This window comes from Shewanella canadensis (assembly GCF_003966225.1).
Lineage (GTDB): Bacteria > Pseudomonadota > Gammaproteobacteria > Enterobacterales > Shewanellaceae > Shewanella > Shewanella canadensis.
In genome coordinates this window covers 50,185-76,691 of sequence record NZ_RXNU01000019.1, presented here as the reverse complement: position 1 = coordinate 76,691, position 26,507 = coordinate 50,185, and the positions used below count along the sequence as shown (strand labels likewise).

At 46.5% G+C, this 26,507-nt stretch carries 23 protein-coding genes; 4 read left to right on the top strand and 19 right to left on the bottom strand.

Annotated features, from left to right (window positions below):
* Window positions 1-25: 25 nt before the first annotated feature.
* From EKG38_RS22540 to phhA, 17 genes are all read right to left on the bottom strand, one after another.
* Entirely contained in the window at window positions 26-3,133 is a 3,108-nt protein-coding gene (locus EKG38_RS22540) for an efflux RND transporter permease subunit (RefSeq protein WP_126523233.1), read from the bottom strand.
* A complete protein-coding gene (locus EKG38_RS22535; RefSeq protein WP_126523232.1) occupies window positions 3,130-4,479 on the bottom strand; it encodes an efflux RND transporter periplasmic adaptor subunit in 1,350 nt (449 codons plus the stop codon). The genes EKG38_RS22540 and EKG38_RS22535 overlap by 4 nt, the downstream gene beginning before the upstream one ends.
* The gene (locus EKG38_RS22530; RefSeq protein WP_126523231.1) at window positions 4,469-5,125 is read right to left on the bottom strand and encodes a TetR/AcrR family transcriptional regulator; all 657 of its coding nucleotides are present in this window, start codon (window positions 5,123-5,125) and stop codon (window positions 4,469-4,471) included. The genes EKG38_RS22535 and EKG38_RS22530 overlap by 11 nt, the downstream gene beginning before the upstream one ends.
* A 274-nt stretch (window positions 5,126-5,399) precedes the next feature.
* Window positions 5,400-5,570 (bottom strand): hypothetical protein, encoded by a 171-nt coding sequence (locus EKG38_RS25030; RefSeq protein ID WP_185826939.1) that lies wholly within the window; start codon window positions 5,568-5,570, stop codon window positions 5,400-5,402.
* A 62-nt stretch (window positions 5,571-5,632) separates the two neighbouring features.
* Window positions 5,633-7,003: a multiheme c-type cytochrome gene (locus EKG38_RS22525; protein WP_246033251.1), complete on the bottom strand. Its 1,371-nt coding sequence runs from the start codon at window positions 7,001-7,003 to the stop codon at window positions 5,633-5,635.
* Window positions 7,004-7,225: 222 nt separating this feature from the next.
* A complete protein-coding gene (locus EKG38_RS22520; protein ID WP_126523230.1) occupies window positions 7,226-8,191 on the bottom strand; it encodes a LysR family transcriptional regulator in 966 nt (321 codons plus the stop codon).
* A 118-nt stretch (window positions 8,192-8,309) separates the two neighbouring features.
* Entirely contained in the window at window positions 8,310-8,765 is a 456-nt protein-coding gene (locus EKG38_RS22515; RefSeq protein ID WP_126523229.1) for a hypothetical protein, read from the bottom strand.
* Between the two features lie 18 nt (window positions 8,766-8,783).
* Window positions 8,784-9,440: a TorD/DmsD family molecular chaperone gene (locus tag EKG38_RS22510; protein ID WP_126523228.1), complete on the bottom strand. Its 657-nt coding sequence runs from the start codon at window positions 9,438-9,440 to the stop codon at window positions 8,784-8,786.
* A gap of 62 nt (window positions 9,441-9,502) precedes the next feature.
* Window positions 9,503-10,138, bottom strand: coding sequence for a DMSO/selenate family reductase complex B subunit (locus EKG38_RS22505; RefSeq protein ID WP_012143259.1), 636 nt, complete (start codon window positions 10,136-10,138; stop codon window positions 9,503-9,505).
* Window positions 10,139-10,150: 12 nt separating this feature from the next.
* Complete coding sequence (locus EKG38_RS22500) at window positions 10,151-12,583, bottom strand: DMSO/selenate family reductase complex A subunit (protein ID WP_012143260.1); 2,433 nt, start codon at window positions 12,581-12,583, stop codon at window positions 10,151-10,153.
* Between the two features lie 37 nt (window positions 12,584-12,620).
* Window positions 12,621-14,624, bottom strand: a complete 2,004-nt coding sequence (locus EKG38_RS22495; RefSeq protein WP_126523227.1) for an MtrB/PioB family decaheme-associated outer membrane protein — start codon at window positions 14,622-14,624, stop codon at window positions 12,621-12,623.
* A gap of 15 nt (window positions 14,625-14,639) precedes the next feature.
* On the bottom strand, window positions 14,640-15,587 hold the full coding sequence (locus EKG38_RS22490; protein WP_126523244.1) for a DmsE family decaheme c-type cytochrome: 948 nt from the start codon (window positions 15,585-15,587) through the stop codon (window positions 14,640-14,642).
* A 906-nt stretch (window positions 15,588-16,493) separates the two neighbouring features.
* Window positions 16,494-17,156 carry a maleylacetoacetate isomerase gene (gene maiA / locus EKG38_RS22485; protein WP_185826940.1) on the bottom strand — a complete coding sequence of 221 codons (663 nt, stop codon included), beginning with the start codon at window positions 17,154-17,156 and terminating at the stop codon, window positions 16,494-16,496.
* 138 nt (window positions 17,157-17,294) lie between these two features.
* Window positions 17,295-18,281: a fumarylacetoacetate hydrolase family protein gene (locus EKG38_RS22480; protein ID WP_126523225.1), complete on the bottom strand. Its 987-nt coding sequence runs from the start codon at window positions 18,279-18,281 to the stop codon at window positions 17,295-17,297.
* 230 nt (window positions 18,282-18,511) lie between these two features.
* The gene (gene tyrR / locus EKG38_RS22475) at window positions 18,512-20,050 is read right to left on the bottom strand and encodes a transcriptional regulator TyrR (RefSeq protein WP_126523224.1); all 1,539 of its coding nucleotides are present in this window, start codon (window positions 20,048-20,050) and stop codon (window positions 18,512-18,514) included.
* 227 nt (window positions 20,051-20,277) lie between these two features.
* Entirely contained in the window at window positions 20,278-20,610 is a 333-nt protein-coding gene (locus EKG38_RS22470; protein ID WP_126523223.1) for a 4a-hydroxytetrahydrobiopterin dehydratase, read from the bottom strand.
* Between the two features lie 68 nt (window positions 20,611-20,678).
* Window positions 20,679-21,476 carry a phenylalanine 4-monooxygenase gene (gene phhA / locus EKG38_RS22465; protein WP_126523222.1) on the bottom strand — a complete coding sequence of 266 codons (798 nt, stop codon included), beginning with the start codon at window positions 21,474-21,476 and terminating at the stop codon, window positions 20,679-20,681.
* 295 nt (window positions 21,477-21,771) lie between these two features.
* Between phhA and galU the strand changes: the two genes are divergently transcribed.
* The 4 genes from galU to EKG38_RS22445 all read left to right on the top strand — a co-directional run bounded on the left by galU (window position 21,772) and on the right by EKG38_RS22445 (window position 24,871).
* Window positions 21,772-22,692: a UTP--glucose-1-phosphate uridylyltransferase GalU gene (galU, locus tag EKG38_RS22460; protein WP_126523221.1), complete on the top strand. Its 921-nt coding sequence runs from the start codon at window positions 21,772-21,774 to the stop codon at window positions 22,690-22,692.
* Complete coding sequence (gene galE, locus EKG38_RS22455) at window positions 22,692-23,705, top strand: UDP-glucose 4-epimerase GalE (protein WP_126523220.1); 1,014 nt, start codon at window positions 22,692-22,694, stop codon at window positions 23,703-23,705. The genes galU and galE overlap by 1 nt, the downstream gene beginning before the upstream one ends.
* A 139-nt stretch (window positions 23,706-23,844) precedes the next feature.
* Complete coding sequence (gene napF / locus EKG38_RS22450; protein WP_126523219.1) at window positions 23,845-24,333, top strand: ferredoxin-type protein NapF; 489 nt, start codon at window positions 23,845-23,847, stop codon at window positions 24,331-24,333.
* Between the two features lie 142 nt (window positions 24,334-24,475).
* The gene (locus tag EKG38_RS22445; RefSeq protein WP_126523218.1) at window positions 24,476-24,871 is read left to right on the top strand and encodes a bactofilin family protein; all 396 of its coding nucleotides are present in this window, start codon (window positions 24,476-24,478) and stop codon (window positions 24,869-24,871) included.
* A gap of 138 nt (window positions 24,872-25,009) precedes the next feature.
* Here EKG38_RS22445 and EKG38_RS22440 read toward each other — a convergent pair whose 3' ends face one another.
* Window positions 25,010-25,687, bottom strand: a complete 678-nt coding sequence (locus EKG38_RS22440) for a DUF2982 domain-containing protein (RefSeq protein WP_246033250.1) — start codon at window positions 25,685-25,687, stop codon at window positions 25,010-25,012.
* 37 nt (window positions 25,688-25,724) lie between these two features.
* Window positions 25,725-26,480: a YdcF family protein gene (locus EKG38_RS22435; RefSeq protein ID WP_126523216.1), complete on the bottom strand. Its 756-nt coding sequence runs from the start codon at window positions 26,478-26,480 to the stop codon at window positions 25,725-25,727.
* Window positions 26,481-26,507 lie beyond the last annotated feature (27 nt).

Here is a 26,507-nt window from a genome sequence, read left to right as displayed (position 1 = left end):
CAGATCTGAGCCTACCTTATAGGTTCTATATTTTCTGGTGTTTCTTCACGACACCAAAGTCAGCCAAAATCGCGTAGGCACAAGGAATGATGAATAACACCATCAAGGTTGAGGCAAAGATCCCGAATACGATTGAGACAACCAAGGGCTGTACCACTTGCGCCTGAAGGCTGGATTCGAGTAACAGGGGTAACAGACCTGCTGCAGTCGTCAGCGACGTTAAGAATACCGCCCTGAATCGTTCCCGACTAGCGCTCACAACGGCTTCATGGACGCTATCCCCCTCATCGACATGATGACGTATATATTGCACTAACAAGATGGAGTCATTCACGACGATACCCGCCAGGGAGATGAAGCCCATAATCGATGGCATAGACAGATTATAGCCAAGTAGCACATGCCCCCAAAGCACACCAATCAACGCCAAAGGTATCGCCAACATGACGACCACGGGCTCCAGGTAACTTCTGAACTGAAAACTGAGTATGGCAAAGAGTCCAAATATTCCGATAAGGAATCCCTTCCCGAGAGAAGCGCCCGTCTTAGCCGTCTCTTTTGCCGAACCTTCGAAGTCGACTCTTACCCCGGGATAATCCTGTATGGCTTGAGGCAGCCAATCAGACTGTATCTTAGCTAAGGTTTCGGTGGAATTTCCCTTGCGGTTGTCCACATCGGCCATCACGGTAACCGACCGCTGGCTATCTATCCGTTGAATGCGGACATAAGATCTTTGATTCTCTAATTTGGCTATTGCCGATAGGGGCAGCTGATTACCATCGGGTAATATAATGGGGAAATTAGCCAAAGCATGCAGATCCCCGGCTTGTACTTTATTCAGCCTTACCTCAATTTCGATATTCTCCGGACCTACCTGGACCTCATCGGCGCGTTGGCCAAAGAACGCACTGCGTAACTGATTGGCAACTAACTGACCGTCTATGCCAAAGGTTTCCGCTCCGGGTCTGAGGCTCACCTTGATCTCCTCTTTTCCCGGACGCATATCATCGAGAATGCCGTTGATACCATCAAACTGAGCAAGATAAGATTGCAGCGATACAGAAGCCTGCTTTAGCATATCCAGATCGTCACCCTGCAGGCGAACCTCGATATCACGACCGGCTGGTCCCATTGTTGGCTGTTTAAATACCATAGACAAAGGAGCTGCCAGTTCACCTGTGCTATCACGCCAGTCATGGATAAACTCTTCTATTAGCGTGTCACGGGTTTCGGCCGACAAGATATCTAACCTGACCGTCGCCACATGAGGTCCCTTCTCTCCCGCATCGGCATTAAAATTATATTGAGCGGTAATATCTTGAATAAGCTCAACCCCCTCCTCCACCTCTTCGGTATAGCGAGCCGCAGTCTCTTTAGCACTGAAGATCACTTGCTCGACAACCTGTTGAGTCGAACTCAATGGGCTGCCAGGTGGCAAAATGATTCTAACTTCGGCGATATCACCATCGAGTTCCGGAAAGGGCACAAATTTCAACACCCCACCCGCGACGAGCGCGACAGATGACAGGAGAATACCTAAGGTTATGCCGACGCTGGCGTAGCGCCAATGAACCACAAATCTAACGGCATTGACGAGTGTAGTATTACGAAACTCTTCGAATTTAGCTAAGAAATCTCGCTTAAATTTAAGCTCGCCCCTCGCTGCTTTCTTGGGTGCATGGCTCAATGAATGGTTCAAATGGTTAGGCAAGATTAAAAACGCCTCAATCAAACTGATACTGAGCACCATAATCAGTACTGTCGGGATAGCCGAGAGTACGGCCCCCATCTGACCATCTAGCCCCAGCAAGCTACTGAAGATTAAAATGGTGGTCAAAAATGAGGAGACTACTCCCGGTGCGACCTTCTTGACTCCCTGCACCACCGCGTCGTGAGGCGCTAAGCCCCTGTCGACATGGGAGGCGATTGACTCGGCTATAACGATGGCATCATCCATCATTATACCGATTGCCATGAGCAAACCGACTAAGCTCATGATGTTGATGGAGACGCCGAAGAGACTCATCAAATAGATGCCGCCCAGAAAGGCGACGGGAAGACCTGCCGATACCCAAAAAGAGTAACGCAAAGAGAAAAATAACCACATACTGAAGAAGACCAGGATGATCCCTTGCCAGCCATTGGTTAACATCATATCCAGACGATCTTTAAGCAGCGAAGAGAGATCGTTCGTCAGCGTCAAACTCACCCCATCGGGCACACGTAAACGCTCCAGCTCGATAAAACTGCTTACCTTCTCTTTTATCCTTAACGCATCATCGGCTTTATTCTTTTGCACCTTGATTATGGCGGCGTGCTGACCGTTAAAAAGAATATGTTCTTCATCGAGTTCGAATCGGTCAGTAACGGTAGCAATATCTCCGAGTCGGACCACGCTCCCGTCGCTGGTAGAGGCCACGATGGTTTGCTTTAGCGCTTTGGGAGTGACTTTGCGCTCATCGAATCTGAGCAGTAGATTTTTATCCTTCAGCTCAATATTACCGGCCGGTATCTTTACATTTTGCCGACCCACTTTATCGGCAATGTCCGCCGCAGTCAGCCCCAGACGTCGCATATCTATTTGATTGAGTTCGACCCGCAGCTGATGGTCTGAAAAGCCTGCAACCGACACTAAACTCACTCCGGCATCGATTTTCAAACGATGCTTGAGATCCTCGGCATAACTCTTAAGATGTGGCCAGCTGGCATCGGCCGAGATAGCAATATCTACGACAGGCTCAGCCCAATCGAGCTCTTTAACGATGGGCGGTTCAATTTGTGCTGGAAAGTTTTTAATCGCATTGATCTGCGTCTGCACATCAACCAGAGAGCGCCCAATATCGGCTTTGCCGTCCAGCTTGATGGTCATGGACGCAACGCCTTCCTGCGCATCACACTTTACCTCTTCGACATTACCCAATCCATCGACCGCATCTTCCATGCGCAGACATAGGCTTTCTTCCACTTCTATCGGTGACGCGCCGGGATAAACGACGGTCGCAGTCACGTAGGGAGGCGCAAACTCAGGAAATGTCTCACGTTTTATCGAGCCCAGATTCAATAAACCGAGAAAGAGTAAGCTGAGCATCAACAGATTGGCTAATGTTGGATGACGGGTGATGTAAGCTATCACTGACCGGCCTCCTCTTGATTCACCTGAGACTGCTCAGCACCATTAGCGCTCAAGCCTGATGAGATATCTTTTAAAGACATCCCCTCGATAGCGGGAATAAGATCGTTCAACACAATTTTATCACCCACAGCCACTTCGGCTTTAATCGCCACTTGTTCTTGATTACGGAACAGGATTTTCACCGGCTTGATCATCAGCTTATTGTCCAGGCTCATCAGGTAGATCTTGTCACCATGAAGTGCCTTTTCAGGTACGAAGAAATGTGGCCTTGCCTGACCGTATATCAGCGCCGAAACAAACATTCCCTTCGTCAGAGGAGGCCTGCTGAATGGCTTAAGTTTCCGAAAATCCTGCTCGACCTCCAGATAAATGCCGATGGTAGCCTGATTCGGATTAACGGTTTCTGCCACTCTGGTGACTTTAGCTGGCCAGGTAAAACGATTGCTTCCTACCTGAAACTCTACGTTGGCTTGTAGTGCAAAAAGCTCGAAGGAGGGTAGACTATTTTCTTCCGGGATCATTTGAATACTGCTCACTAAGGTGCGCATGTCCTGCAGTGATATTTCAGCCATGATCTCCGCAGTGCCCAGTTTATGGGCGATCAACATGGTTGACCCCAGTGCAACCACCTGATCTTGTTCGATATTGATATCGGAAACTCTGGCATCGAAAGGCAGCACTACCTTGGTTTGCTTGAGCCTTCTGTGGGCATCTTCTAATTGCGCAATATCCACACTCTGCTGCGCTTGGGTCACTTTTCTATCGTCAGGGAGGAGCTTAATTGAATTTTGTAGATCTTCCACCAGCTTGGTTTGTACCAACAAGGACTGATGCTGGCTTTCAAGCTCAGAGCTCGATACCAGATTGCGCTTTTTAAGGGTAAGCTTACGCTGGTATTCTTGCTCAGCGAGGATCAGTTTCTGGTTCTCTATCTTCAGACTGCTATTAAGATTTCGCTCTTGTTGTTCCAGCCTCGTCAGTTGCGCTTGCGTCGCATTAAGACTCGCCTCTGCCTGTGCCAGCTTCAACTCATATTCCAGAGGATCGATTTCAAGTACCAATGTCCCCTTTGGTAACATCCGACCCGTTTCGAGCTGAGGATGGCGATAGATGACTTTCCCCCCGACTTCGGCGACGGCTTGCCAAATATGTTTAGGGGTTACGCGGCCAAATCCCTGAATTCTTGGGGCCAACTCAGCTTTTCCAAGCGTGAGAACTTCAACCGCCCTTGCTTTATCATAACCCTGAACAACCGGAGGGGATGGTTTTAGGGCGACAGCTAAGACCAGAACCAATACTCCGGCCAGGATACCGGGGAGTAGAAAACGTTTCTTATTACTGGTCATTATTTTTGTCCTTTGTAGCCATCAAGCCTCTTGTAAGCAGCTGGGTATTTTGCTCTGCAAGTTTAATTAAAAATTCCGGTGTAATTTGTAAATCGATCCTTTTCAATAGCCCTTCGGGCACAAGAAATGGGAAGATCATCATCGAAAAAAAACTCACTTGTGCGCATTGGATATCGACATCATCCCGCAGCAGCCCCTTTGCTTTGAGCTTATCGAACATCATGATGTCATCCATATCGACAATTTCATTGAACACCTTGGTTATCTCTTTATTTTCAGGAATGCTCTGATCTAGCCCTGCCAGGCGGAAGATCAACCTTGGAAAAAGGGGATAAGCCGACATGACTTGATAGTAGGTCTGCATGAGGCTTGCCGGGCCACCCGCCTTTTTTTCTTTAATCACCTTTTTGAGCTGCTGTTTAACGGGCGCCGCCGTCTCTCGCAACATCGCGGTGAACAGATTTTCTTTAGAGCCAAAATAGTAGCGAATAAGCCCGGGGTCTGTGCCAGCAAGCGCCGCGACATCACGAATGGTGACCTGAGAGTAGTCTCGCTCGACAAAGAGTGTTCTCGCAGCCTGAATAAGTTTATCGCGATTTTGGGTCTCTCCGCAGGGTCGTCCCACTTTATTCTTGGTATCAGGCATACACTATTCCTCAGTTAAAGAATTTATTTTAAGAGCTGATCAAACTAATTGGCAGTGAAATAATTCCACAAAATCAGCTGTAATGAAGAATACAAGAGTTAACAACCTGTTAAATATGAAAAAAAGTATTCATAACACCATGATTATAGCGCTTTATGTTTGGAGAGGAGGTGATTTTGTTAATGCTTTAGGTCCTTTGTTTGCCTGGTCCTGAAACCGTTTTCTGGTATACGCTTCTTAATATCGGCCTTCAAGAACGAGACTGAGGTTGGCATTAAAGATTTCTATCCATGCTGCGATATTGACGATGTCGCAGGCTTTGCAGCTTTTCAAGCTTCAGACAAAGATTGGAAATATGTTCCTGAAACAGCTTGAGTTCAGGTGTTCGACTCAAGATTTCTATAGATGATGTCAGACTTCCTGAGGCATTCTCTGCGGTCATCATGCCCCTACTTATTGCACAGGTAGTAATGCCAGCTGATTAGCTGGCATTACATTATACACTTATCAGAAGCCTACATCCTTATGGATCTTACCGATCTTCTGCGCTCTTGCATCATAGTCTTCCGCATGACAACCAGAACAACTATCCCAAGCACGAAGCCAAGGCATTTGAAACTCACCGTCTGCTGAGAAGTGTCTTGGGTCGTCCTTTGCGCCCTCAAGGTCAATCTTAAGCAGATGTGATTCTGTAGGCATATGGCAGTCTGTACACTTCGCAATGAACTCGTGAGCTGCTGAAGCGATATCACTACCTTGAACATCTGCAAACCCTTTGGTGTGGCAGTCTGTACACTGTCTAACCATCGCGTTCTCATGGCCAGCTTTATCATGATTTACTGCTGATTGGTGTGGATTGTGACAGGTTGAACAGGTAAAGCCTTTCTTCTTACCCATTGCAACCCCTGTATTAGGGTCAACACGTTTAAGCGTTGCCGCCGCATGTCTACCGCCACCACTAACATCATCTTTACGTCCTTCAGGCTGACCAAACTCACCTACAACTGGTAAACGTGAGTTCATAGTACCCTCACCGAATGCGTGCTCATACTCTGTCACATAATCAGGGTACAGTCTTCGCGCATCTTCAGTTGTATGGCACTCAACACATGAAACAGCTTTACCATTCGCCATATCTTCAGCAAGAAAATCCTCTGCAATTCGTGCTTCAGCTATTTTAACAATGTTATGTTTTGAAGGCCCTTTGATATGTTCACTACCCGCACCGTGACAACTTTCACACTGAATCCCAGTCATAGCGAACGTGCCTTGCATTCCATCCATATCATTCTGCATATGCAAGTTTCTTTCGTCACCAGAGGCAGAGGTATAAGCTTTCCAGCCTGTGGTATGACATCTACCACACGGCCCATAGGGATGACCGTCCGGCTCAGTGCTCCTTATGTATGGCATCATCATTTCAGAGGTGATTTGCGTTCCCTTTGGCTTTAGCATCATACCAGCCTTTTGACCGTTCATAATGTAGCCGTTCTTATCAATAAAGAGATTAGCCGTTATTGTCCCGCCAAGAACATACCCTACATCCTTCCAGCCATCAGGGTCACCAAGTGTATTGAAAAGACCCTCAATAACATCAGCAGCACCGTTTACAGATGTGAAGGGATATAGAGGCTCCTCATCGTTAACAACCTCCGTTAGCATCATGTTATGACCTGTCTCTAAGAATGATTTCTTATCTGAATGACAAGCAAGGCATTTCTCAGTTCCAATATACTCTAATACAACCTCTTCGGGCACTGTCTCAACTGGTGTTTCAACAGGCGTTTCAACAGGTGTTTCAATTGGTGTCTCAACTGGAACCTCTACAATAATCACCTCAGTGTCATCATCTCCACAAGCTGACAGCATTACTAGCATACTGGCAAACACCAGCGCCTTACGTGTTGTTCTAAAATGTATTAAGTTCATCATCAGTCCCTAAATAAGTTTTTCCTGCATTCGCAGTAGAACCAATATAAAAGAACCCAAGATAAATGATGTAATTAGGTGGTTAAATTGTGACTAACAATTAAAGATTCAGATATATTAATTTCAATATATTCAAAAGGTTATTTCGATAAGGAGAATCAATACCAATAATCATGAAGAAGCCAGTAGCTCTTTAATGGTATTGATTATTACCCCCCTGTTTTCAACTGTGTATCGGCGATGAGAAACTGGTTTTTCAATTAAATAGTATTTTTGGGGTAGCACATTACCATGAAGCTTATTTACCTCAACTTCGGGTAATCGCTCGACATGGATCCCGGGCATATTTTTATAAATTTCAGCCTCTACCGCTGGAGTAAATGCCAAACTCCCCATGGTCAATAAGTTGCTGTACCACTGCTCTTTACCTGTAACCTTTTCAACACTTACAGGCTTTATTCCTGATTGGTGGCTATAGACCTCCAGGGGGGCCATCTTGTCATTGACCCCCTTACACTCCTGATAAAGACAGGGGTATTTACAAATCTCATTTAAGGTAAAATGAGGAAGCCTTGCCCAAATGGGGTGTCTCACATTTCCGACCAGATAGACCGAGTCTAAGGTACCTAAATGTTCAAAATTAAGATCATGCTGACAAGAAGTATCTAAGGTCACCCCTAAATCTAACTCTCCACTATGAATTAACTCGGCTGAGTCATCTTTCCAAGAATGGAGCCGAACCAGCCCAATTCGATTGAGAGAACAGTTATTGGATAAAATCAGAGAGAGACTCGCCATTATGCCCGGCGTCACCGCGATATTAAGAATGGGAGTTGAGTCGCGATGGTTTACTTCAAACGCCACTTGTTCGATTTTAGCTACCGAGTAGCAAAATCGACAGATGGGCTCAAACAGATGCTCGGCTAACGGAGTTGGTTTCAAACCAAACTGGCGACGATAGAAAAGCTGATCATCAAACGTCGCCCGTAAAGTGGTTAGGCAGCGACTGATTTTAGGCGCAGATACATTCAGCTCTTTTGCTGCTGCATTCGCATGACCGGTTTGAAAAATGATTTTAAATACCTGTAAACAAAATACGTCGAGTTCACTGATTTTTTTGATTGCTTGATTAGTCATTTGATTTTAATTTTATCTGTTCATGTTATTAATAAATGGAGTCAGAGTGTGAGGGCCCCCACAAATTTAAAAACTAACTTGCGGCGTATCATATTCAGGCTAAAGTCGGTATCTGCCATTAAACGTTTCTCCCCATACTGCGATATTGACTACGTTGCAGTCTCTGCAGCTTTTCAAGTTTCTGACAGAGAGCACTAATATGCTCCTGAAACAGCTTGAGCTCAGCCGTATAGCCAAGCTCGGTTTCAGAGACATAGGTTTTGGAGGCATAATGTTTAGCAATTTGGATGATCAGGTGTTCGGCTTGGTTGAGTTTGTCGTGCTCAATCTGTTTAACCACCAGCAGCCTGAAGCAATCGAATAAGATAATAAGCATATGAGCATCATCGAGACTCTCCTCAAGGAACTCGTCATCCAGACCATAGTAGCTCATGGCTGCAATAAGGTTTGCCACTGCCATTATATTAGTCGCGCCGCAGAACAGATGTCGCACCTCAGTTTCGAGTACTGAAGCAATTTTTTCAGCAAACTCAGACTTCTTCCACTGCTCACCCACAGATCTTATAAAGTTCATGAGTCCTCCCAGACGGCATTAACGAAACAACTGAGCCGATATAGGCACAATTTGCAGTGACTTCGTCAGCTGTAACAGATAACTTTTAGTCAGCAGAGCAATACCGCGATAAAAATCACTCTCGGCGTGATGATGCATTAACTCGAGGCAGCGATCGGACCAGGGGAGTAGATGTTGCTGCAGCAAGATGATGCAACTGCCGACTAACTCAGGGTTATCTTCCTCGGCCAGTTGACCGAAGATCGGATCCAGTACGGCGAAGAATAACCCCAGGTGATCGATAGGCTGATTCGATTCCAGTTCAAACCTGATGCCCCTCTCCCGGTAGAAATTCATCAAAGACAGGGTGGACTCACCGTTGAGAAGTTGCTTCTCACTCAAATAGACAGAGCCCCAAGGGGCGGCACTGGGATCGCCCGGTCCATAAAAAAGTTGCCCATAATCCAGCTTTAGTGACAGCCTCTGCTCCTGACTCCAGTGTTTCAAGTAGTTGTTAATTAACTGCTTAGTCTGTGACTCATTATCATCCAGTCCATATTCTGGCCAACTCTCTATAGTCTTAAACGCAATAAAACTACCGATAAGATCGACGCTGGGATCAAAGAAGAGTACGTTGTGCAATATACGAGCGATCCCCTGATACTCCAGGTAAGTGTCTCTGGTCAAAGTTGACATAGGTTCCTCTGTTTTGGTTGCAAATTTTAACAAGCGGCGTCCCAAAGGACGCCGCTAACGGATCAGACCTCTGAATGGTTTAACACGACACCATCTATGCTGCCGCTGGCGCGAGCATGACGATTCGGTTTCATCAACAGATTCGGCGATGTGATACTGCTGCTGGGTAAAGGAGCGAAGTTGGGCTTAACTGCATCCGGGTATTTCTCTTTGAGCGCATCCATAGTGCCAAAGTCGATGGCGCGCATCGGACATGACTCGACACAGGTCGGATTCTTACCTTCGGCCAGACGCTCAAAGCAGCCATCGCACTTGGTCATCACCTTACGGGCCTTGTCAATTTGCGGCGCATCATATGGGCAGGCACGGGCACAACTCTCGCAGCCAATACATAGGTCAGACGCCACATGCACCAAACCATCTTGCTTACGTTTGTGCATGGCTCCCACCGGGCAAGCCTTGACACAGGCGGGCTCACTACAGTGGTTGCAGCCAATAGAGGTATAGTAGGCGAAAACATTCTGGTTGACAGTGCCATCGGCATTCTCTGTCCACAGACCGCCACCATACTCATACACCCGGCGCCAGTTGATACCTACGGGCAGATCCTTACGATCTTTGCACGTTACCTGACAGGTCTTACAACCCGTACACTTACTTGAATCGACATAAAAGCCGTACTGAACATTATTACTCATTGTTAACTCCTATCAGGCTCTGCGGATCTCGACCCGGTTAGTGTGCTGTGGATTGCCTTTCGACAAAGGCGTGGGGCGTTGTGAAGTAATAGTATTCACATTGCCTCCCTTATCGATGCCATCCTCAAATTTCGACCAGGCACCTTGGCCCAGTGCGGTGACACCTATCATGATCCGAGGCGTCACCTTAACTTCGACCTCCAGGGTGCCGCGATCGTTAAAGACATGCACCAAGTCGCCGGTTTTCAGGTTTCTCGCCTGAGCATCGATAGGATTCATCCACACGGCATCTTGCACCACCTCTCTGAGCCAGGGGATATTATGGTAACTGGAGTGAACCCGCCCCTTAGTGTGATAACAGGTCAGCTGCAGTGGATATTTTTCCCGGGTTTCACTGTCCTCATAGCCGTCCCAGGTGGGGGTATATTTGGGCAGCGCCGATATCACGTCCCCCTCTCTGAGCTCCCAGGTTTTGGCCTTATGGGCCAAACGTGATGAGTAGATCTCAATCTTACCCGATGGCGTATAGAGGCGGTTGGCCTCAGGATCGTCACGGAACCCCTTCATCGCAATCTGACTGCCGTGGGGCAGATACTTACGATAGATCCCCTGCTTCAACATCACCTCTTTATCGGGCAAACCAGGGTTGGCCGCTTGTGACATTGCATACATCTCATTTAGCCATTGCTGCATCGTCTTGCCTTCGGTGAACGCCTGTTCACAGCCCATTCTCTTGGCGATTTCGGTGCAGATATCATAGGAGTGACGGCTCTCAAACAGAGGTTCGATACCCGAACTCATCTGAATAACGGTCCCTGTATCGCCTGGTACATGGTTTTGATTGACCAGCTCTTCATCCTCCAGCCAGGTAGTATCCGGCAAGATGATGTCGGAGAATTTAGCGCTAGGGGTCATGATATTATCGACCGTAAGGATAAATTCACACAGACTTTCATCCTTTATCACCTCTTCAGACTTTCGCACATCTGAATGCTGATTAATCATGGAGTTGCTGAACCAGTTGACGATAGCCTTGATATCGGTACCCAGCTTGCCATCGCCATTCTCATCCAGTTCGACACCTCGAACGCCATCGGCTAACACGGTCATATTCTTGCCGTCTTCGACAGCCTGCAAATAGGTAAAGAAAGAGATCTCTTTCTTTACCGGATTTTCTAGTTCCGCGATACGGGGGACAACACAGTGGCCTCCCGAGCTATCTCCACCGTTATTGGTCCCGGGTAAACCAAGTTGCCCCAGCAGGATGGGGAGCATGTAACCGGCGCGCATATTGTTTTCACCTGCCGCATGACGGTTCAATGTGAGCCCTAACTTGATAAACGGCGCCTTGGCGGCGGCCAACTCCCTCGCCAATTCAATAATGGTGTGCTCGGGGATACCTGTGATACCCGCCGCCCAAGCCGGCGTCTTGGCATTATCTCCCGGGGTCAGCTCGCCGATAGTGGCATTGTCCAAAATATAAGACTTATAGCTCTCCCCATAGTCCACGCCCTCGGGTAGGGTCTTCTCGTCGTAGCCAACACAATACTTGTTCAGGAAGGCCTGATCGACTTTCCCCTGAGTGATCCACTCATAAGCCAGCGCCTCGAACAACGCTGCATCCGTCCCGGGACGAATGGCGATCCACTGATCTTCCTTACCCACAGCAGTATCGGTATAACGCGGATCTATGATGATGGTCTTAAAATTATTAGTTTGTTTCTGATTCAGGAAGTCATAACCTTGCCCCGAGCCACTCATGCGCAGCTCCGACGGGTTATGGCCTACAAATAACACCAGATCTGAGTGTTGCATCTCGGAATAGGTACTCCCCTGCAGCCCCACGAAGGGAGTTCCATAGGTATATCTTGACGCTTCGAACAACTGTGCATAGCTATACACACCATAGCGCTTCAAGCTACCGCCCATGGCGTTTAGCAGGCGGTGTACCATGGCGAGTGATTTAAAGTGTCCAAAAGTACCCGTCCCCGTCATATCAAAGATAGACTCGTTACCATATTGGTCGATAATGCCCTGCAACCTTTCGGCGACAGTATTCAGAGCCTCATCCCAACTGATCCGCTCGAATTGACCGCTGCCGCGGGGACCGACCCGCTTCATGGGGTATTTTAACCGCTCTGGCGCATACACACGCTTTCGTAACGAGCGTCCACGCAGACAGGCGCGCACATCGTGATTACCATAAGTGTCTTCGGTGGTAAACTGCGACTCTATGCGGGTGATCACCCCATCTTTTGAGTAGACTCTGACCGGGCAGTTAGAGCCACAGTTCACCAGACAGGAGGACCAGTTCATGGTTTCACCTTCGGTGACCGGAGGCGTTGGTGGCACAACGTCGACATCGCTTGAGCTGGAGTTACAGCCTGCCACCGTCGCGGCGCAGCCCATAGCGGCACTCATTTTTAAGAAACTTCTGCGTTCCATTATTTTTTTCCTCATTAGTAATGATTAGCTGCTGGCACTAGCGCAACTGGTAGCTAAACGACAACATCACCTGGTGCGCGTTATAGTTATGGTTAAGTTTGCCCAGAGTCGTTAATCCATCTATGGCATTGACATCGACCTGCGCATTGTCGGTGTCGTAGTATCGTTCGTACCGGTAACCCAGCCTGACGGCCATCAGATCGCTCAGCAGATAGTTGGCATACATCTCTACACTGTGGTTGTAGGAGTAGTAATCCCCCTGAGGCTGCGTGGTGGTATAAACCACCTGCTTATCGCTGTTTGAATTGGAAAACAGATAGTCCAGCCCCAGATTTAACTTATCTTGCATGAGTCCGGTGTAGTTCATCCCCGCCCCCAGGTTGATAAACTCATCATCAACGTCTGCAGACCAATCGGCTGTGCTAAAACTCTGGCTGCCATTTTGCTTAGACTCTATCCACTGCTGACCGGCAAAGGCATAACCCGATAGCTGTTTATCAAATTGCATATCAGCATTGAGGTTGTAGCTGTAGTCTTTCGATGATGTGAGGCCTAGGGCGGTATCGCTGTAATCATCTTCGGCATAGCGGCCAATAAGGCTCACGTTAATCCAATCTGCCAGGGCGTGATTGAACTTAGCTTCAAAAGCGCTGCGGTCACGGTCTGCAAGATAGAACTTACGCAGTAGTGGGTTTTCAATGCTCGATGTCAGACCGCTGGCTTGATATTGGCTACCATCACGCTGGCTGAAGCTGGCTTTAAGCTTGAGCTTGCTGTTGGCAAAGCTGCGGATATCGAGCTTGGTCCAGACGGTGCTTTCATCGGTTTGCTCGCGGGCACTGTGGCTACGCTCCAGCTCTTCGCGGTCAAAACCTGCTTGTAGGCGGTAGTCGCTATTGATGCGATAGCTGACGTTGACTTTGTAATTCAGCTTTTCCGTATCCAGCAGCACGTTTTGTTTGAAGGCGCCGCTGATACCGTCAGATTCCAGTTGAGCAAATTCCCATACCGAGCTCTTGTTATCACGCTTGGAGTAGCTGACACTTCCGCCAAGGCGGAGGCGATTATCCAGAACCGAGGTGATAGCCAGCTTGCCATCAGTGGTATCGACTTGGCCATCCCAGTTTTGGATAGGGTTACCTGTAGTTTGAATCACAGCCGCATCTTGTATCATTCGTCCTGTCGCAAGCTGAGTACTGATGGCGGTGCGATTAAACAAGTATTGACCTGACAGGCTGAGTTGATAGGCACTGTTATCCGGTGCCGGCGCGTAGATATCAGCCAGATAAGGCAGGCTGAGTGACTCGATTTGGTTATCGTATTCGCTGTATTGATAATTCAGAGAAGTCAGCCAATTTTGACCGCTGATGCTCAGGCCCGAAGTGAGCTTGTCAGTTGTGGCATCGAAAGGCTTGCCAAAATTAATGGGACGCGGCGTCACCATGCTCGCGCTCTGATAACCTGTCTTCTCTTCTTGGCTATAGCGGGCAAAGACTTGGTAGTTTTGCTCGCCCCATTGATGCCCGGCCGATAGGCCCATACCCATCTGTTTACGCTTAAGCGATAACTCTTGGGCTTGCACTTGGGCACTAGGGGTTAACGTCCCATCGGCATACCAGAGGTTGCTCTTCGCATTATCGTGTTGATATTGACTTAGCTGACGGTAATCTAACTCGGCTTGATAACTACCTACCTTACCCGCTTCAAGGTGAGCACGGCTGTTAGCCAGCCCCAGATTAATCGCCTGCGCCTTGGCTTGATAGCCCGTTTTGCCGCGATACTGCACATCTGCATTCAATACTCCATGGGTGCCATCTTCACTATTGAGCGCATTAGCACTATGAATATCATCACTGTCACTATAGGCCGCGCCTAACTCAACACTACCGCGGTAGCCTGTTGTATCAGGACAACGCTTACATTGAAATTTGTCAGCGTTAACACCATCGGTGTTGGCCTTGTTCACACTAAAATCGGCGGCCATCGCGCTGCCGGACACTGAGACGAGTGCAAGGGTGATGAGGTTTAGTTTGTATCTCATATATATTACTCCTCGTTAGCGCTGCAGCTTGCTGCCGGCAGGATGGTTAGAACCATGGATTTGACTGTGACAATTAAGACAACTCTTGCCACCACCGAAGGCATCTTGGCCATCTTGTGGTACAACGCGGCTGGCGTGACCATCATCCATATGACATTGCTGACAAAGCTGGGGCGCACGACTGTTGAGTAGTGACTCATTCACACTGCCGTGAGGGTTATGGCAGCTGGCGCAGTTGTCAGTCACTGGGGCATGCTCCCACAGGAATGGACCACGCTTCTCGGCATGGCAGCTATAGCAAGTATCGTTAACGGTTATCTGATTGAGGGCACTCTCGCCCATGGAGCCGTGTGGGTTATGACAATCGATACAGCTCATATGATCCCATTTCAGCAGATGAGAGGATCGCTTGTTCATCGCCGCTTTTACCTCGGCATGACAACTGGTACAAGTGTCATTGACACTCATCTTGTCCATCACAGGGTCTTTGGCAGTATGGATTTGATGACAATCCACACAGGCCACCTCATCAAGATTATGACTACTGCTGTGCCATGCCATCTGTTTCGGGTCGTTATGACAACCAAGGCAGACACTGTTTTTGCTACCTGCATCGAGCTGACTGTCTTTGCCAAAGGCAATCATAGGTTCCTTGCCACCCTTATTATGCTTACCTAGGGGGCCATGACAGGCTTCACATTGCAGACCCGCCATTGGTGATTTTGCATTATTTTCTTGTCCATGCACGCCATCAAATAGCGCCATCACAGTGTCACTCTTCTTGTGGCACATCAGACAGGTGTCGGCACCTTTTTTAGAATACTTGCCTTCGGCAAATTTCTGCTCAAGTTGCTGTGCGAGTTGCTCTGCGGTTAATTGGCTCCAGGGAACCGCCTGTATTGAAAAGGAGAGCAACACTAAAGCGGCTATCCCATAAAATATATTGTAGATACGGAGTTGCATCATTATCTTGGCCTTATACCTTTTACTTATGAATTAACGCAATTTTTATTAATTATTATCTCACCTGTTGCTCAACACTTTATTTATATTCAGGCACCTCCCGAGTCAGGATGTTTTTCATTGCCAAATAAATATCTAACCATTTATTAATAAGCGGCAATCGTAACAATCTAGGTATTTTCGAAACGAATATATTCATCAACCAAAAACAAAACAACAAAAAACAAACAAAAGTGTGACATCAATCTATTCCACCCAAGCAGGGAACACTGCGAATAAAAACAATTAAACTTATTAATGATTTATTGAAAATGTAACGAAAATTCTTCAACACAAGCTGATCAATGAATTTAATGTAGGATAGAGTTAATGACAGAACAGTATTGCACTGTCGATTACCGAACAGCGGCCAACCCTGAATAACACAGCAAAGAGCTTCAATTACAGCAGCTTGAGGCGGGGCCTGTGATTTATTTGAGGTAAGGATGACTGTGATCAATCTATAACGCACAGATTATGCGTTACACTTCAATGAAGATGTTATTAGGCCAAACACATATAACTATCACTGTTTATATAATCAAAAATAAATTCTACAAACATTTAAACATGAGGAATTATTTTTAATCGTGAAAAATGATAAACGAGAATGAGCAATCTTTACGCTGAATATTTAAAAGCAATAATTAATAAAATAAATTCTTCAATAGGTCATTTTAAAAGAATTGAATCTCGACCTAATTCTACACAGATCAGGCATTGATGAATTAACAAACCTTTATAATAAACACAACCTGTTGATTAATGGATACCGTCCCACCGCAAAACAGCAAACCTAAATATTTAAGACGAATGAGAGAAAGGGTGGTGAAAGCCTGATTCGAGCATTTCACCATCTCAAAGCAGCTAGCCTGCGTCGGCCTGATTCTCGGGGGCGGCATCGATAAATGCATCGAGTCGATTGCAATTATCTACAATGCGCACAATATTGGGGTATGGCGACAGGTCGACGTTAAAGCGATTAGCGTTATACACTTGGGGGATCAAGCATAGATCCGCCAGGGTAATGCTGTCACCGAAGCAGTAACGACCCGAGTATTTAACCAACTGTTTTTCGAATGCACTAAAGCCTTCATCTATCCAATGATGGTACCAGGCCGACTTAGCCTCATCATCGAGGGCGAGCTCTTTGGACAAGTATTGCAACACCTTTAGGTTATTGAGCGGGTGCACTTCACAGGCTATAGACATAGCCATAGAGCGAACAATCGCCTTCTCATGGAGGTCTTGGGGTAGTAGTGCGTTCTCGGGAAATTTTTCATCAAGATATTCGATGATGGCAAGGGATTGAGACAACACGAAAGCCTCCTCGCCCTCTTCTTTATTATCAATGTCGATAAGTGCTGGCACTAACTCCTGAGGGTTTAACTTGGCATACTCGGCCTGATGTTGTTCACCGCCATCTTTAACTAAGTGAACAGACACTAGCTCGGCATCGAGTCCTTTATGGTTGAGGGCAACTCTCACCCGATAAGCCGCACTCGAACGCCAATATCCATAGAGCTTCAACATAATTATTCCTTAAACAATATCGATTTGTATAAAAAAGGCCAATTCAACGAATTGGCCTTTTTAAAAGTATATACCCAAGCCACTTCTCGACATGTTGAATCCTGCATTTCGAGGTCGCTTGGGTATAGCTATGAATTACCCTTTATACTCGACAACTTGCTGATCGATAGAGCCAAAAATGGTCTGCTGGTTATCATCCAGCATCTCAATACGTACGCGGTCACCAAACTTCATAAATGAGGTCGATGGTTTGCCTTCTGCTATCGTTTCCAACATTCGCGTTTCGGCTAAACAGCTGGAGCCGGCACTGCGGTCATAATTTGAGATAGTCCCTGAGCCTATGATGGCGCCAGCACCTAAAGGGCGTGTTTTGGCCACATGAGAGACCAATTGACTGAAGTTGAACGTCATATCGACGCCCGCATTGGGGCGACCGAAAAGGGATTCATTCAGATGGGTGATTAAAGGCAGGTGCACCTTAGAGTCTTCCCAGCGTGCACCTAACTCTTCCGGTGTCACCGCAACCGGAGAGAAGCTGCTCGACGGCTTAGCTTGATAGAAGCCAAAGCCCTTCGCCAATTCACCAGGAATAAGGTTACGCAACGACACGTCATTGACGAGCATTAACAGCTTAATGTGCTTTTCGGCATTCTGCGTTGTAACGCCCATCGGCACATCATCTGTTACCACCGCGATCTCAGACTCAAAATCGATGCCCCACTCTTCACTCGCTAACGGGATATCGGCCTTAGGCGCGATAAAACAGTCGGAGCCACCTTGGTAAACCAGAGGATCGGTCCAGAATGTTTCTGGCATCTGTGCGCCTCGCGCCTTACGCACCAATTCGACGTGATTAACATAGGCACTACCGTCGGCCCATTGATAGGCGCGCGGCAGAGGAGACAAACATTGCGCTTCATCAAAATCGACAGCACTGTCAATCAGGCCATCATTTAACGCTTCATACAACTCTTGCAGTTGTGGCTGAAGCAGCTCCCATGTATCGAGTAATTGCTGCATGGTATGGGCAATGGCGGGGACAGCCACAGCTTTAGATAGATCTTTACTCACTAACATCAACTGACCGTCGCGACGACCATTGTTATAACTGGCTAACTTCATACCTGCTCCTGTGGACAATCTCACCATACGATAGCTCGTATGTTTATCTAATTAACAGAAATACCCTAAGCTTAGACAGATAGAAATAGTGTGATGTGAATCACGCTCGGCTCAATGAAGCACTAAAGCGTAAATAAACAATTACACTCTATCTATGCGGCTCAAACTTGGGCTTTTCACACTGAAACTGATGAAAAACCCGGCATTGTTGTGGCAACAAGCTTTTACATCTATTTTTGCTTGCTGATCTTATATTCTCGCAATTTATTCGCAATCGCCGTATGGGATACGCCTAGCTTCTTGGCTAACTGACGTGTACTTGGGTAAGCCGGATACAGCCTTCTCAGCAGGCTCGATTCGAACTGCTTCATCGCTTGATCTAAGCTGCCTTCGAATTGGTGATCGAAATAACCGAATCCTTCGGCGTAGGAGGGAAGCTTCAAATGCTCCACCGATAGCTCGGCTGATCCGTCCCACATGGATACCGCCCGAAAGATGGCATTTTTAAGCTGCCTGACATTACCGGGCCAAGCGTAGTTGAGTAGATGTTCACGACACTGGGCCGAAATACGTCTGATCGGAATCGATAATTGCTGGCTGTAATGTTCTAAAAACATTTCGGTTAAGGGGATGACATCGACTTTTCGCTCTCGAAGCGATGGCAGATGAAAGCTCAATACATGGATCCGATAGTAGAGATCTTCTCTAAACTCTCCCGTTTGGCACATTTCGGCGAGGTTTTTTTGAGTCGAACAGATGATTCTGACATCGGCCCTAACCTCACTATCCTCTCCCAAGCGTCTGAAGGTGCCATCCTGCAGTAAACGCAGTAACTTTACCTGGGCAGATTTTGACATCTCGGCAATCTCATCGAGAAAAACCGTGCCACCTTTGCCCTCCTCGAAGAAGCCCCTCTTGACTATCTCTCCGTTACTCACAAACCCAAAGAGCTCCTCCTCTGCGGCGCTGTCTGGTAAAGCGGCGCAGTTAATCGCAATGAAGGGGTGCTCTCTACGCATGCTCGCATCATGGCACGCGCGCGCCATCAGCTCTTTCCCCGTCCCGGTTTCACCGGTAATAAGTAAAGGGGCATCGAGTTGCGCCATGCGCCTGGCCTGAACCAGAACTTCTTTCATCTTGTCACTGGTGGCAAGTACGCTTTCAAAGCCCGTTGTTTGACTCTGTAAAGCGTTAAACTGCTTACCGACCCTGGCGGGTGATTTAAGTGATACGACGGCGCCGGCAAGAATGGATTTATCACTCTCATCCGGTAGATAAATAGGCAACATCTCAGCCAAATATTCATTTTGACCTATGTTGACGCGTGTTGCTTGGGCAAGTACTAAGGTTTCACTTAGCCAACGACTGAAATTGAAGCCCTGAACCCAATGGTTGAGTGACTCATCGAGTATTTCATGCTCACTCATGCCTACGGTCATAAGAGCCGACTCATTAACGATACGAACGCGCCCTTTCACATCGATAGAAAACACCGAATCAGGCAGTGTCTTTAAGAGTGTTTTCAAGGCGTAGTGCTCTTGCTCAGACGGCATAAAAGAGACGGTACGAACATCATGAACGCCTTCAACCTTTCTGATCGAGGGCAGCAATTCGCTAAGCGTATCGAAATTAACTTCAGCAAATTGTAAATAGAGAAACCCCTGATTACTGGCATCGATAGCAATCAAGTTAATGCCATAACCTTCCAAGACCATCAAAATATCTTTCGCTAGACCAACACGGTCCAAGCAACATACTTCAAGACGCATACTGTAATATTTCCCTTTATTAAGAGTATTGTTTTTATCCCTTGGTGCAAAATTTTCAATGCGAAGAGTGAATACGGCAAAGAGAAAGACAGCAACTCAGGCGCTTATACCCTAGAAGGTTATGATTATTGTGGCAAGTCTTGTTTACAGCAGAATGGGGGTTAGTTGAAATTAACAGCAGGTTTATTAGAGTTAACCTGCTGATAATCAAGATTTAAGCTTTAACTTTATAACTGGTCGGTCTTGGCCGCCATAATGAAATCGTTACGGTGAAGTCCTTTAACAGAATGAGACCACCAGGTCACAGTGACTTTGCCCCACTCGGTTAAGATCCCCGGGTGGTGAAAATCGGCTTCAGCGAGATCGGCAAGTTTATTGGTAAACTCCATCGCCAACTTGAAATTTTTAAACTTATATACCCGTTCCAGCTGCATAATTCCATCACGCACTTCAACTCCCCAATCCGGGATCATACGGATCAGTTCCGCGAGTTCACTGTCAGTCACTTGAGGAGCATCTGCCTGGCAGGCTTCACACTTCATATCGGCTAATTTTGTCATCTGGATTCCTTTGCCATCTTGATTTAGTTATTGTTATTGATGTTATTTTTGCATTATTATTTCGAGCATTAACCCGCTTTAGACTTAGGTTCAAAAAGCGGTTCAAATAAACCGAGTTTCTTAGCCTCACGCACGCCAGCCATGATATCCATATTAACGATTTCATCAAGGAACGCTATGCTCTCTATGGCGTAATAGACAGGCTGCATAATATCGATACGATAAGGCGTCCTCAGCACATCCACTAGATTAAACGGCTTAACCAGCGGCTTATCACCCATCGCATATTGCGTCTCGCCGGGTGAGCTTAAAATGCCTCCACCGTAGATCAGAAGTGAGCTATCTTTGGCTTGAAGTAAGCCAAACTCTACGGTAAACCAATACAACCTGGCCAGATAAACTCGATCCTCTTTACTGGCCGCCAATCCCAGTTTCCCATAGGCATGGGAAAACCTCGCAAAAGAGGCATTGGTGAGCAAGGGGCAATGACCAAATACTTCATGAAATATATCGGGCTCTCTCAAATAATCGAACTCCTCTTTGCTGCGTATGAAGGTAGCAACGGGGAACTCCCTATTAGCCAGCAGCTCAAAGAAACGCTCGAAAGAGATCAGTGCCGGCACGGCGGACGTTTTCCAGCCACTGGTCTCTAAGAGCACCTTATCAATTTCAGTCAACTGCGGGATCTTTTCACCCGATAAACCCAGATCTTTCAACCCCTGACGGTATTCAGGACATGCATATTGAGACAAATTACCCACTTGCCTTAAATACAACTCTCGCCAAATATCATGCTCTTCTTGTGGATAATGAATGTGACCGTTTGCATCAGGCTGCCGGGCCACATACTCAGTTATTTTACTCATAGTAGGTTGTAATCATTTATGGATCCCATATTCATAGTTGACCAAACCGAGGTTTTTGTTAACTCCATCACAGTTTATTTTCTGGTCTTCCAACCCCCTCATGCGTAACAAATTGCTTACAACTCATTTTCGCAATCTGGTAAGCACTTTAAAAACAATGGATTACCTCGTCACCATTTATTGACAAAAACTGGCCGAATATTCATTTTTTGACTAAGTTCACTATTAACATGGCTTTTCCGTGTCAATTTATTAAAATATGTCTATTGAGCTTTAAGTGTATGAAAGGGAAAGAATGAAACCACATAGAATTCGTAAAGCCGTTATCCCCGTCGCGGGACTGGGAACAAGGATGCTTCCGGCCACTAAAGCTATTCCAAAAGAGATGCTGCCAGTCGTCGATAAACCCTTGATACAATATGTTGTTAATGAAGCCATTGCGGCCGGTATCAATGAGATAGTATTAGTTACCCATGCCAGTAAAAACCCCATTGAAAACCATTTCGACACGAGTTTCGAACTGGAAGCTCAGCTAGAGAGGCGTGTTAAACGTCAGCTACTCTCTGAGGTTCAATCCATTTGCCCCAAAGGGGTTACGGTTATCAGCGTGCGTCAATCTCAGGCTAAAGGCTTAGGACACGCCATTTTATGTGCCAAGTCCGTCGTAGGCGACGCTCCATTTGCTGTGTTACTGCCGGATGTCATCGTCGATGAAGCCAGTTGCAACCTCAATAAAGATAATCTGGCAGAGATGGTCAAGCTATTTGAACAAACTGACACCGGACAGATTATGGTGGAAGGCGTACCGGAAGATCAGGTTAACCAATATGGTATCGCTGATGTTAACGGGCTAGAACTTCAACCCGGAGAGTCTAAGCCTTTGGTTCAGCTTGTAGAAAAACCCAGTATAGATGAGGCACCATCAAACCTTTCCGTTGTGGGCCGTTACATATTACCCGCTGATATTTGGTCACTCTTGGCTAAGACGCCCGCCGGAGCCGGCGATGAGATACAGTTAACCGATGCCATCGCCATGATGATGGAGAAAAAGACGGTTAATGCCTATTACATGAAAGGAAAAAGCCACGACTGTGGTAATAAGCAAGGTTATATGCAGGCCAGCGTCGAGCATGCCCTGCGTCATAAAGAGATTGGAACTGATTTCAAAAACTACCTGAAAAAGCTGGTAGAAGACTTCGACAAGGATATGAATTAATGACGATATTAGTCACAGGTGGTGCGGGATATATTGGTAGCCATACCGTGGTTGAGCTTTTAAACGCTGGCCAGAAAGTTGTCATCGTCGATAACCTCGTTAATTCGAGTATAGAAGCGCTGCATAGAGTCGAGAGCATCACCGGAAAGTCTGTGACCTTCTATCAGGGAGATGTACTCAACAAGGCACTCCTTCAGAAGGTATTCAGCGATCACCAGATCCACTCAGTCATCCATTTTGCAGGCCTTAAAGCCGTTGGTGAATCTGTCGCCCAGCCACTGAAATATTATGAAAATAATGTCACCGGCACTCTGGTTCTCTGTGAAGTCATGGCCGAACACGGCGTCAAGAATTTAGTATTCAGCTCATCGGCTACCGTTTACGGCGACCCTGCAAGTTTGCCTATCACTGAAGATTTCCCTACGGGCGCAACGAACCCTTATGGCCAATCTAAACTTATGGTTGAACAGATCTTACATGACCTCCATCACTCAGATCCGAGCTGGAATATTGCACGCTTACGTTACTTTAACCCGGTAGGCGCACATGTTAGTGGCCGCATCGGCGAAGATCCAAATGATATTCCCAATAACCTGATGCCCTTCATTGCTCAGGTCGCCGTGGGAAAAAGAGAAAAGTTGAGTGTATTTGGTGGAGATTACCCCACTCATGACGGCACGGGGGTACGTGATTATATTCATGTTGTCGATCTCGCTACCGGCCATTTGAGAGCCCTTGAAAAACTCAATACAAAACCAGGTTTGGTCACCTATAACCTAGGAACGGGTAAAGGGTATAGTGTTCTCGATATGATCAAGGCTTTCGAGAAGGCCTGTGGGAAATCGATTCCATATCAAATTGTCGAACGCCGGCCCGGAGACATCGCCGCCTGTTACGCTGCGCCTCAAAAAGCGAAAACTGAATTAGGCTGGCAAGCGACTCATACGCTGGAAGATATGGCAAATAGTAGCTGGAAATGGCAATCGACTAACCCAAATGGGTATTCAAACTAAAAGAAGAGCTTAGGTTCCGGGTTTAAAAAAAGGAAGGGTTTGGTATTGCAGTCGTTTGACATTCACCGTGTAGGAGCGGCTTTAGCCGCGAACACTTCAGGATTCAATGTACCAGCCCCTTCTTTAAAGAGATAAATAGATGAGTAATGTAAACCAGAGCCGTCGACGTCTTTTCAGTCGAAGAAAGTCAAATGTAATCAGGCCCCCGTGGAGTAAGCAGGATATCGAATTTACCGATATCTGCACCCGTTGCGACAGATGCATTGAGGCCTGTGAAACCAAGATTATGATCAAGGGCGATGGTGGTTTTCCTGAAGTTAACTTCACTATAGATGAATGCACCTTTTGTCAAAAATGTGTCGAGGTGTGCCCCGAACCATTATTTCGTGATACCAGCGAACAAGCCTGGCAACTCAAAGCCAATATCAATGATACTTGCCTTGCCCAGCAAGGGATCTGGTGTCAGAGTTGTAAAGATGCATGCGACCCACGAGCCATCAGTTTTATCCCCGCTATAGGTAAAGCCCCTCAACCACAGATAGATACCGATATCTGCAACGGTTGCGGTGCCTGTGTAGCCCCCTGCCCCAGTAATTCAATTACCCTATTTGATAGGAAAAAGCTGTGATCTTAAGCGAAATAACACAAAAAACAGAGCCAAAATAATGACATTAAAGTGCCAAATATTAGTGGTTTTTTTATTGTTAAATTAGGGTTACTATCTGGATATCTCGAAGTCTGCGATAGACAATTTTATTCGGAAAAAAGATATGTTCGGAAAAAAGAAAGCATCAGGGCTCACCTTTGTCGCCCCAGGTACCAAATTATCCGGTGAAAGCCATTTCGCCGGAGAGGCGTTAATCGGTGGTGAGGTCTTCGGTAAGATAAGCTCAACGGGTAAGATCACGATCGAAGTAGAAGGTTATGTGGATGGCGAGCTCAACTGCGATGAATTAAAAGTTGCGGGACACTTCAAAGGAAAACTAAAGTGCGGCAAGCTTAACATCACCAGTACAGGCACTGTAGAAGGTGAGTTGGCTTGCGAATCTATGGAGATCTTCGAAGGTGGACAATTTATCGGTATTCGGGTCAAAGAAGATATTGCACTACTCAACAACTTTGACTCACAACAGGCAGAGATTGAAGGTGAGTTGCAAACGGGCTAACTTCTTTCTTCATTCTGATTCAAACACTTGAATGTTATTTACTCTGCCTTACAGAGAAAATTTCTGTGAACAGAAACCTGCGAACAAGGATGTTCAAAGCATTCTCCTAAACCATTCACCCAAAACACTCGGCTCAATCTAATCCCCTACCTGCCGAACACGCAATAGATAGTCCCGTAGTAAGCGAACAAACTCATCCGATGTTCTGTCTAAGCAATCGACAGGAATATAGATATGATAGCCTAAATTTTTGCTGAGCATTTCACAGCGGTGACCAAACATCGCCAGCACACCTCGATAACGCTCTTCATTTACAACTAAGGGGGTAAACTCAGAGTTCATATAAGACTCCAACTCTTCCAGGTTCTCATCTAGGGTGACTGCCGACATGAGTAAGGGTCTCTGCTCAGTAAGCAGCCCGGTTGCAAGCCGTCCCGGGATAATGTCTAAAACAGGATTGATCTGTTTTAGTTTTATTCCGATAAAGGGCAGCTCAATCATCTCTATGCCATCCACGCCTTTGGGAGTATCGAAACGCTGAACATTATCCCAACCGATAAACAGGCTACCCCGTCTATGATGGTAGAAAAGCCCTTCTTGATTAAGCTCTACACTTACCTCAGGTTCGATCAGTTTAGATATTCCCAGTACGGCAGATATCGCGCCGAGTGCAAAGCAGAGCATTCCGGGAGCGAATAACCCGGAAGAGGATAAAAACATACCAAACCCGAGAAACAATCCCAACATCCCCAAAAAAGTTAAGGTTAAGGCATTTCGCTTAGTCAGCGAGCGGATCTGTATTACTTCAATTTCCAAAATTCTTCCTAAATTAATGAGCATCTACCTTAGTGCTTTAATTGGATAGACCTATCTCACTTTGATGTTTAATCTGAAACCAAAGCTGGCCAACATATTCATGTATCGCTCTTTGAGAAGACCACAAGTTATGTGCATCTAATTGCCACCAATAGCCTTCTCTGGTGATAAAATCTGTCGGAGCCGCTTGTGGCGTTAGCCCAATATTTGCAAATGTCGACATAGATCTGGGCATATGGCTGGCTGAAGTCACTAATCTAAAGGGAACATTACCGATTTCCCATTTCATAAATTGTGCTTCTTCAATGGTGTCCTTTGCCAGCGGGAAGGTGATAATACGGTTTTTAGGGATACCGAGTTCAATTGCAGCAGCGGCCATCACCTCAGCATGAGAACGTAAGCCGGTACTGCCATTCCAACCACTAAACACCAATTTACAGTCTCTGCCAAGATTAAACTGTCGCATCCCTTCGCTTAACCTGGCAAGAGCCGTAGATGAAAGCTGCTGAATGGCCGTTCCCGATATCGACTCATCATGACCACTGCCCAGAACCATAACCAAACAGCCATCGGCGATAGGACGACTATTTACCGGATATTGACTCTCGAGCGGGGAACTCAATAGATTACTGCCCGGCGTACTACTGAGAAATACCAGTAACACAATAGAAACGGATAGAATTGAACGAACCAACTTCCTGTTGCGTAATATCACGAGCGCAAGTAACAGTAATAGCACCAATAGAGGCACTGGCATAAAGAGCTGAGAAATTATTTTTTTAAGCCAAAACATCGCAATCAAAGTCCATTTTAAGATTAT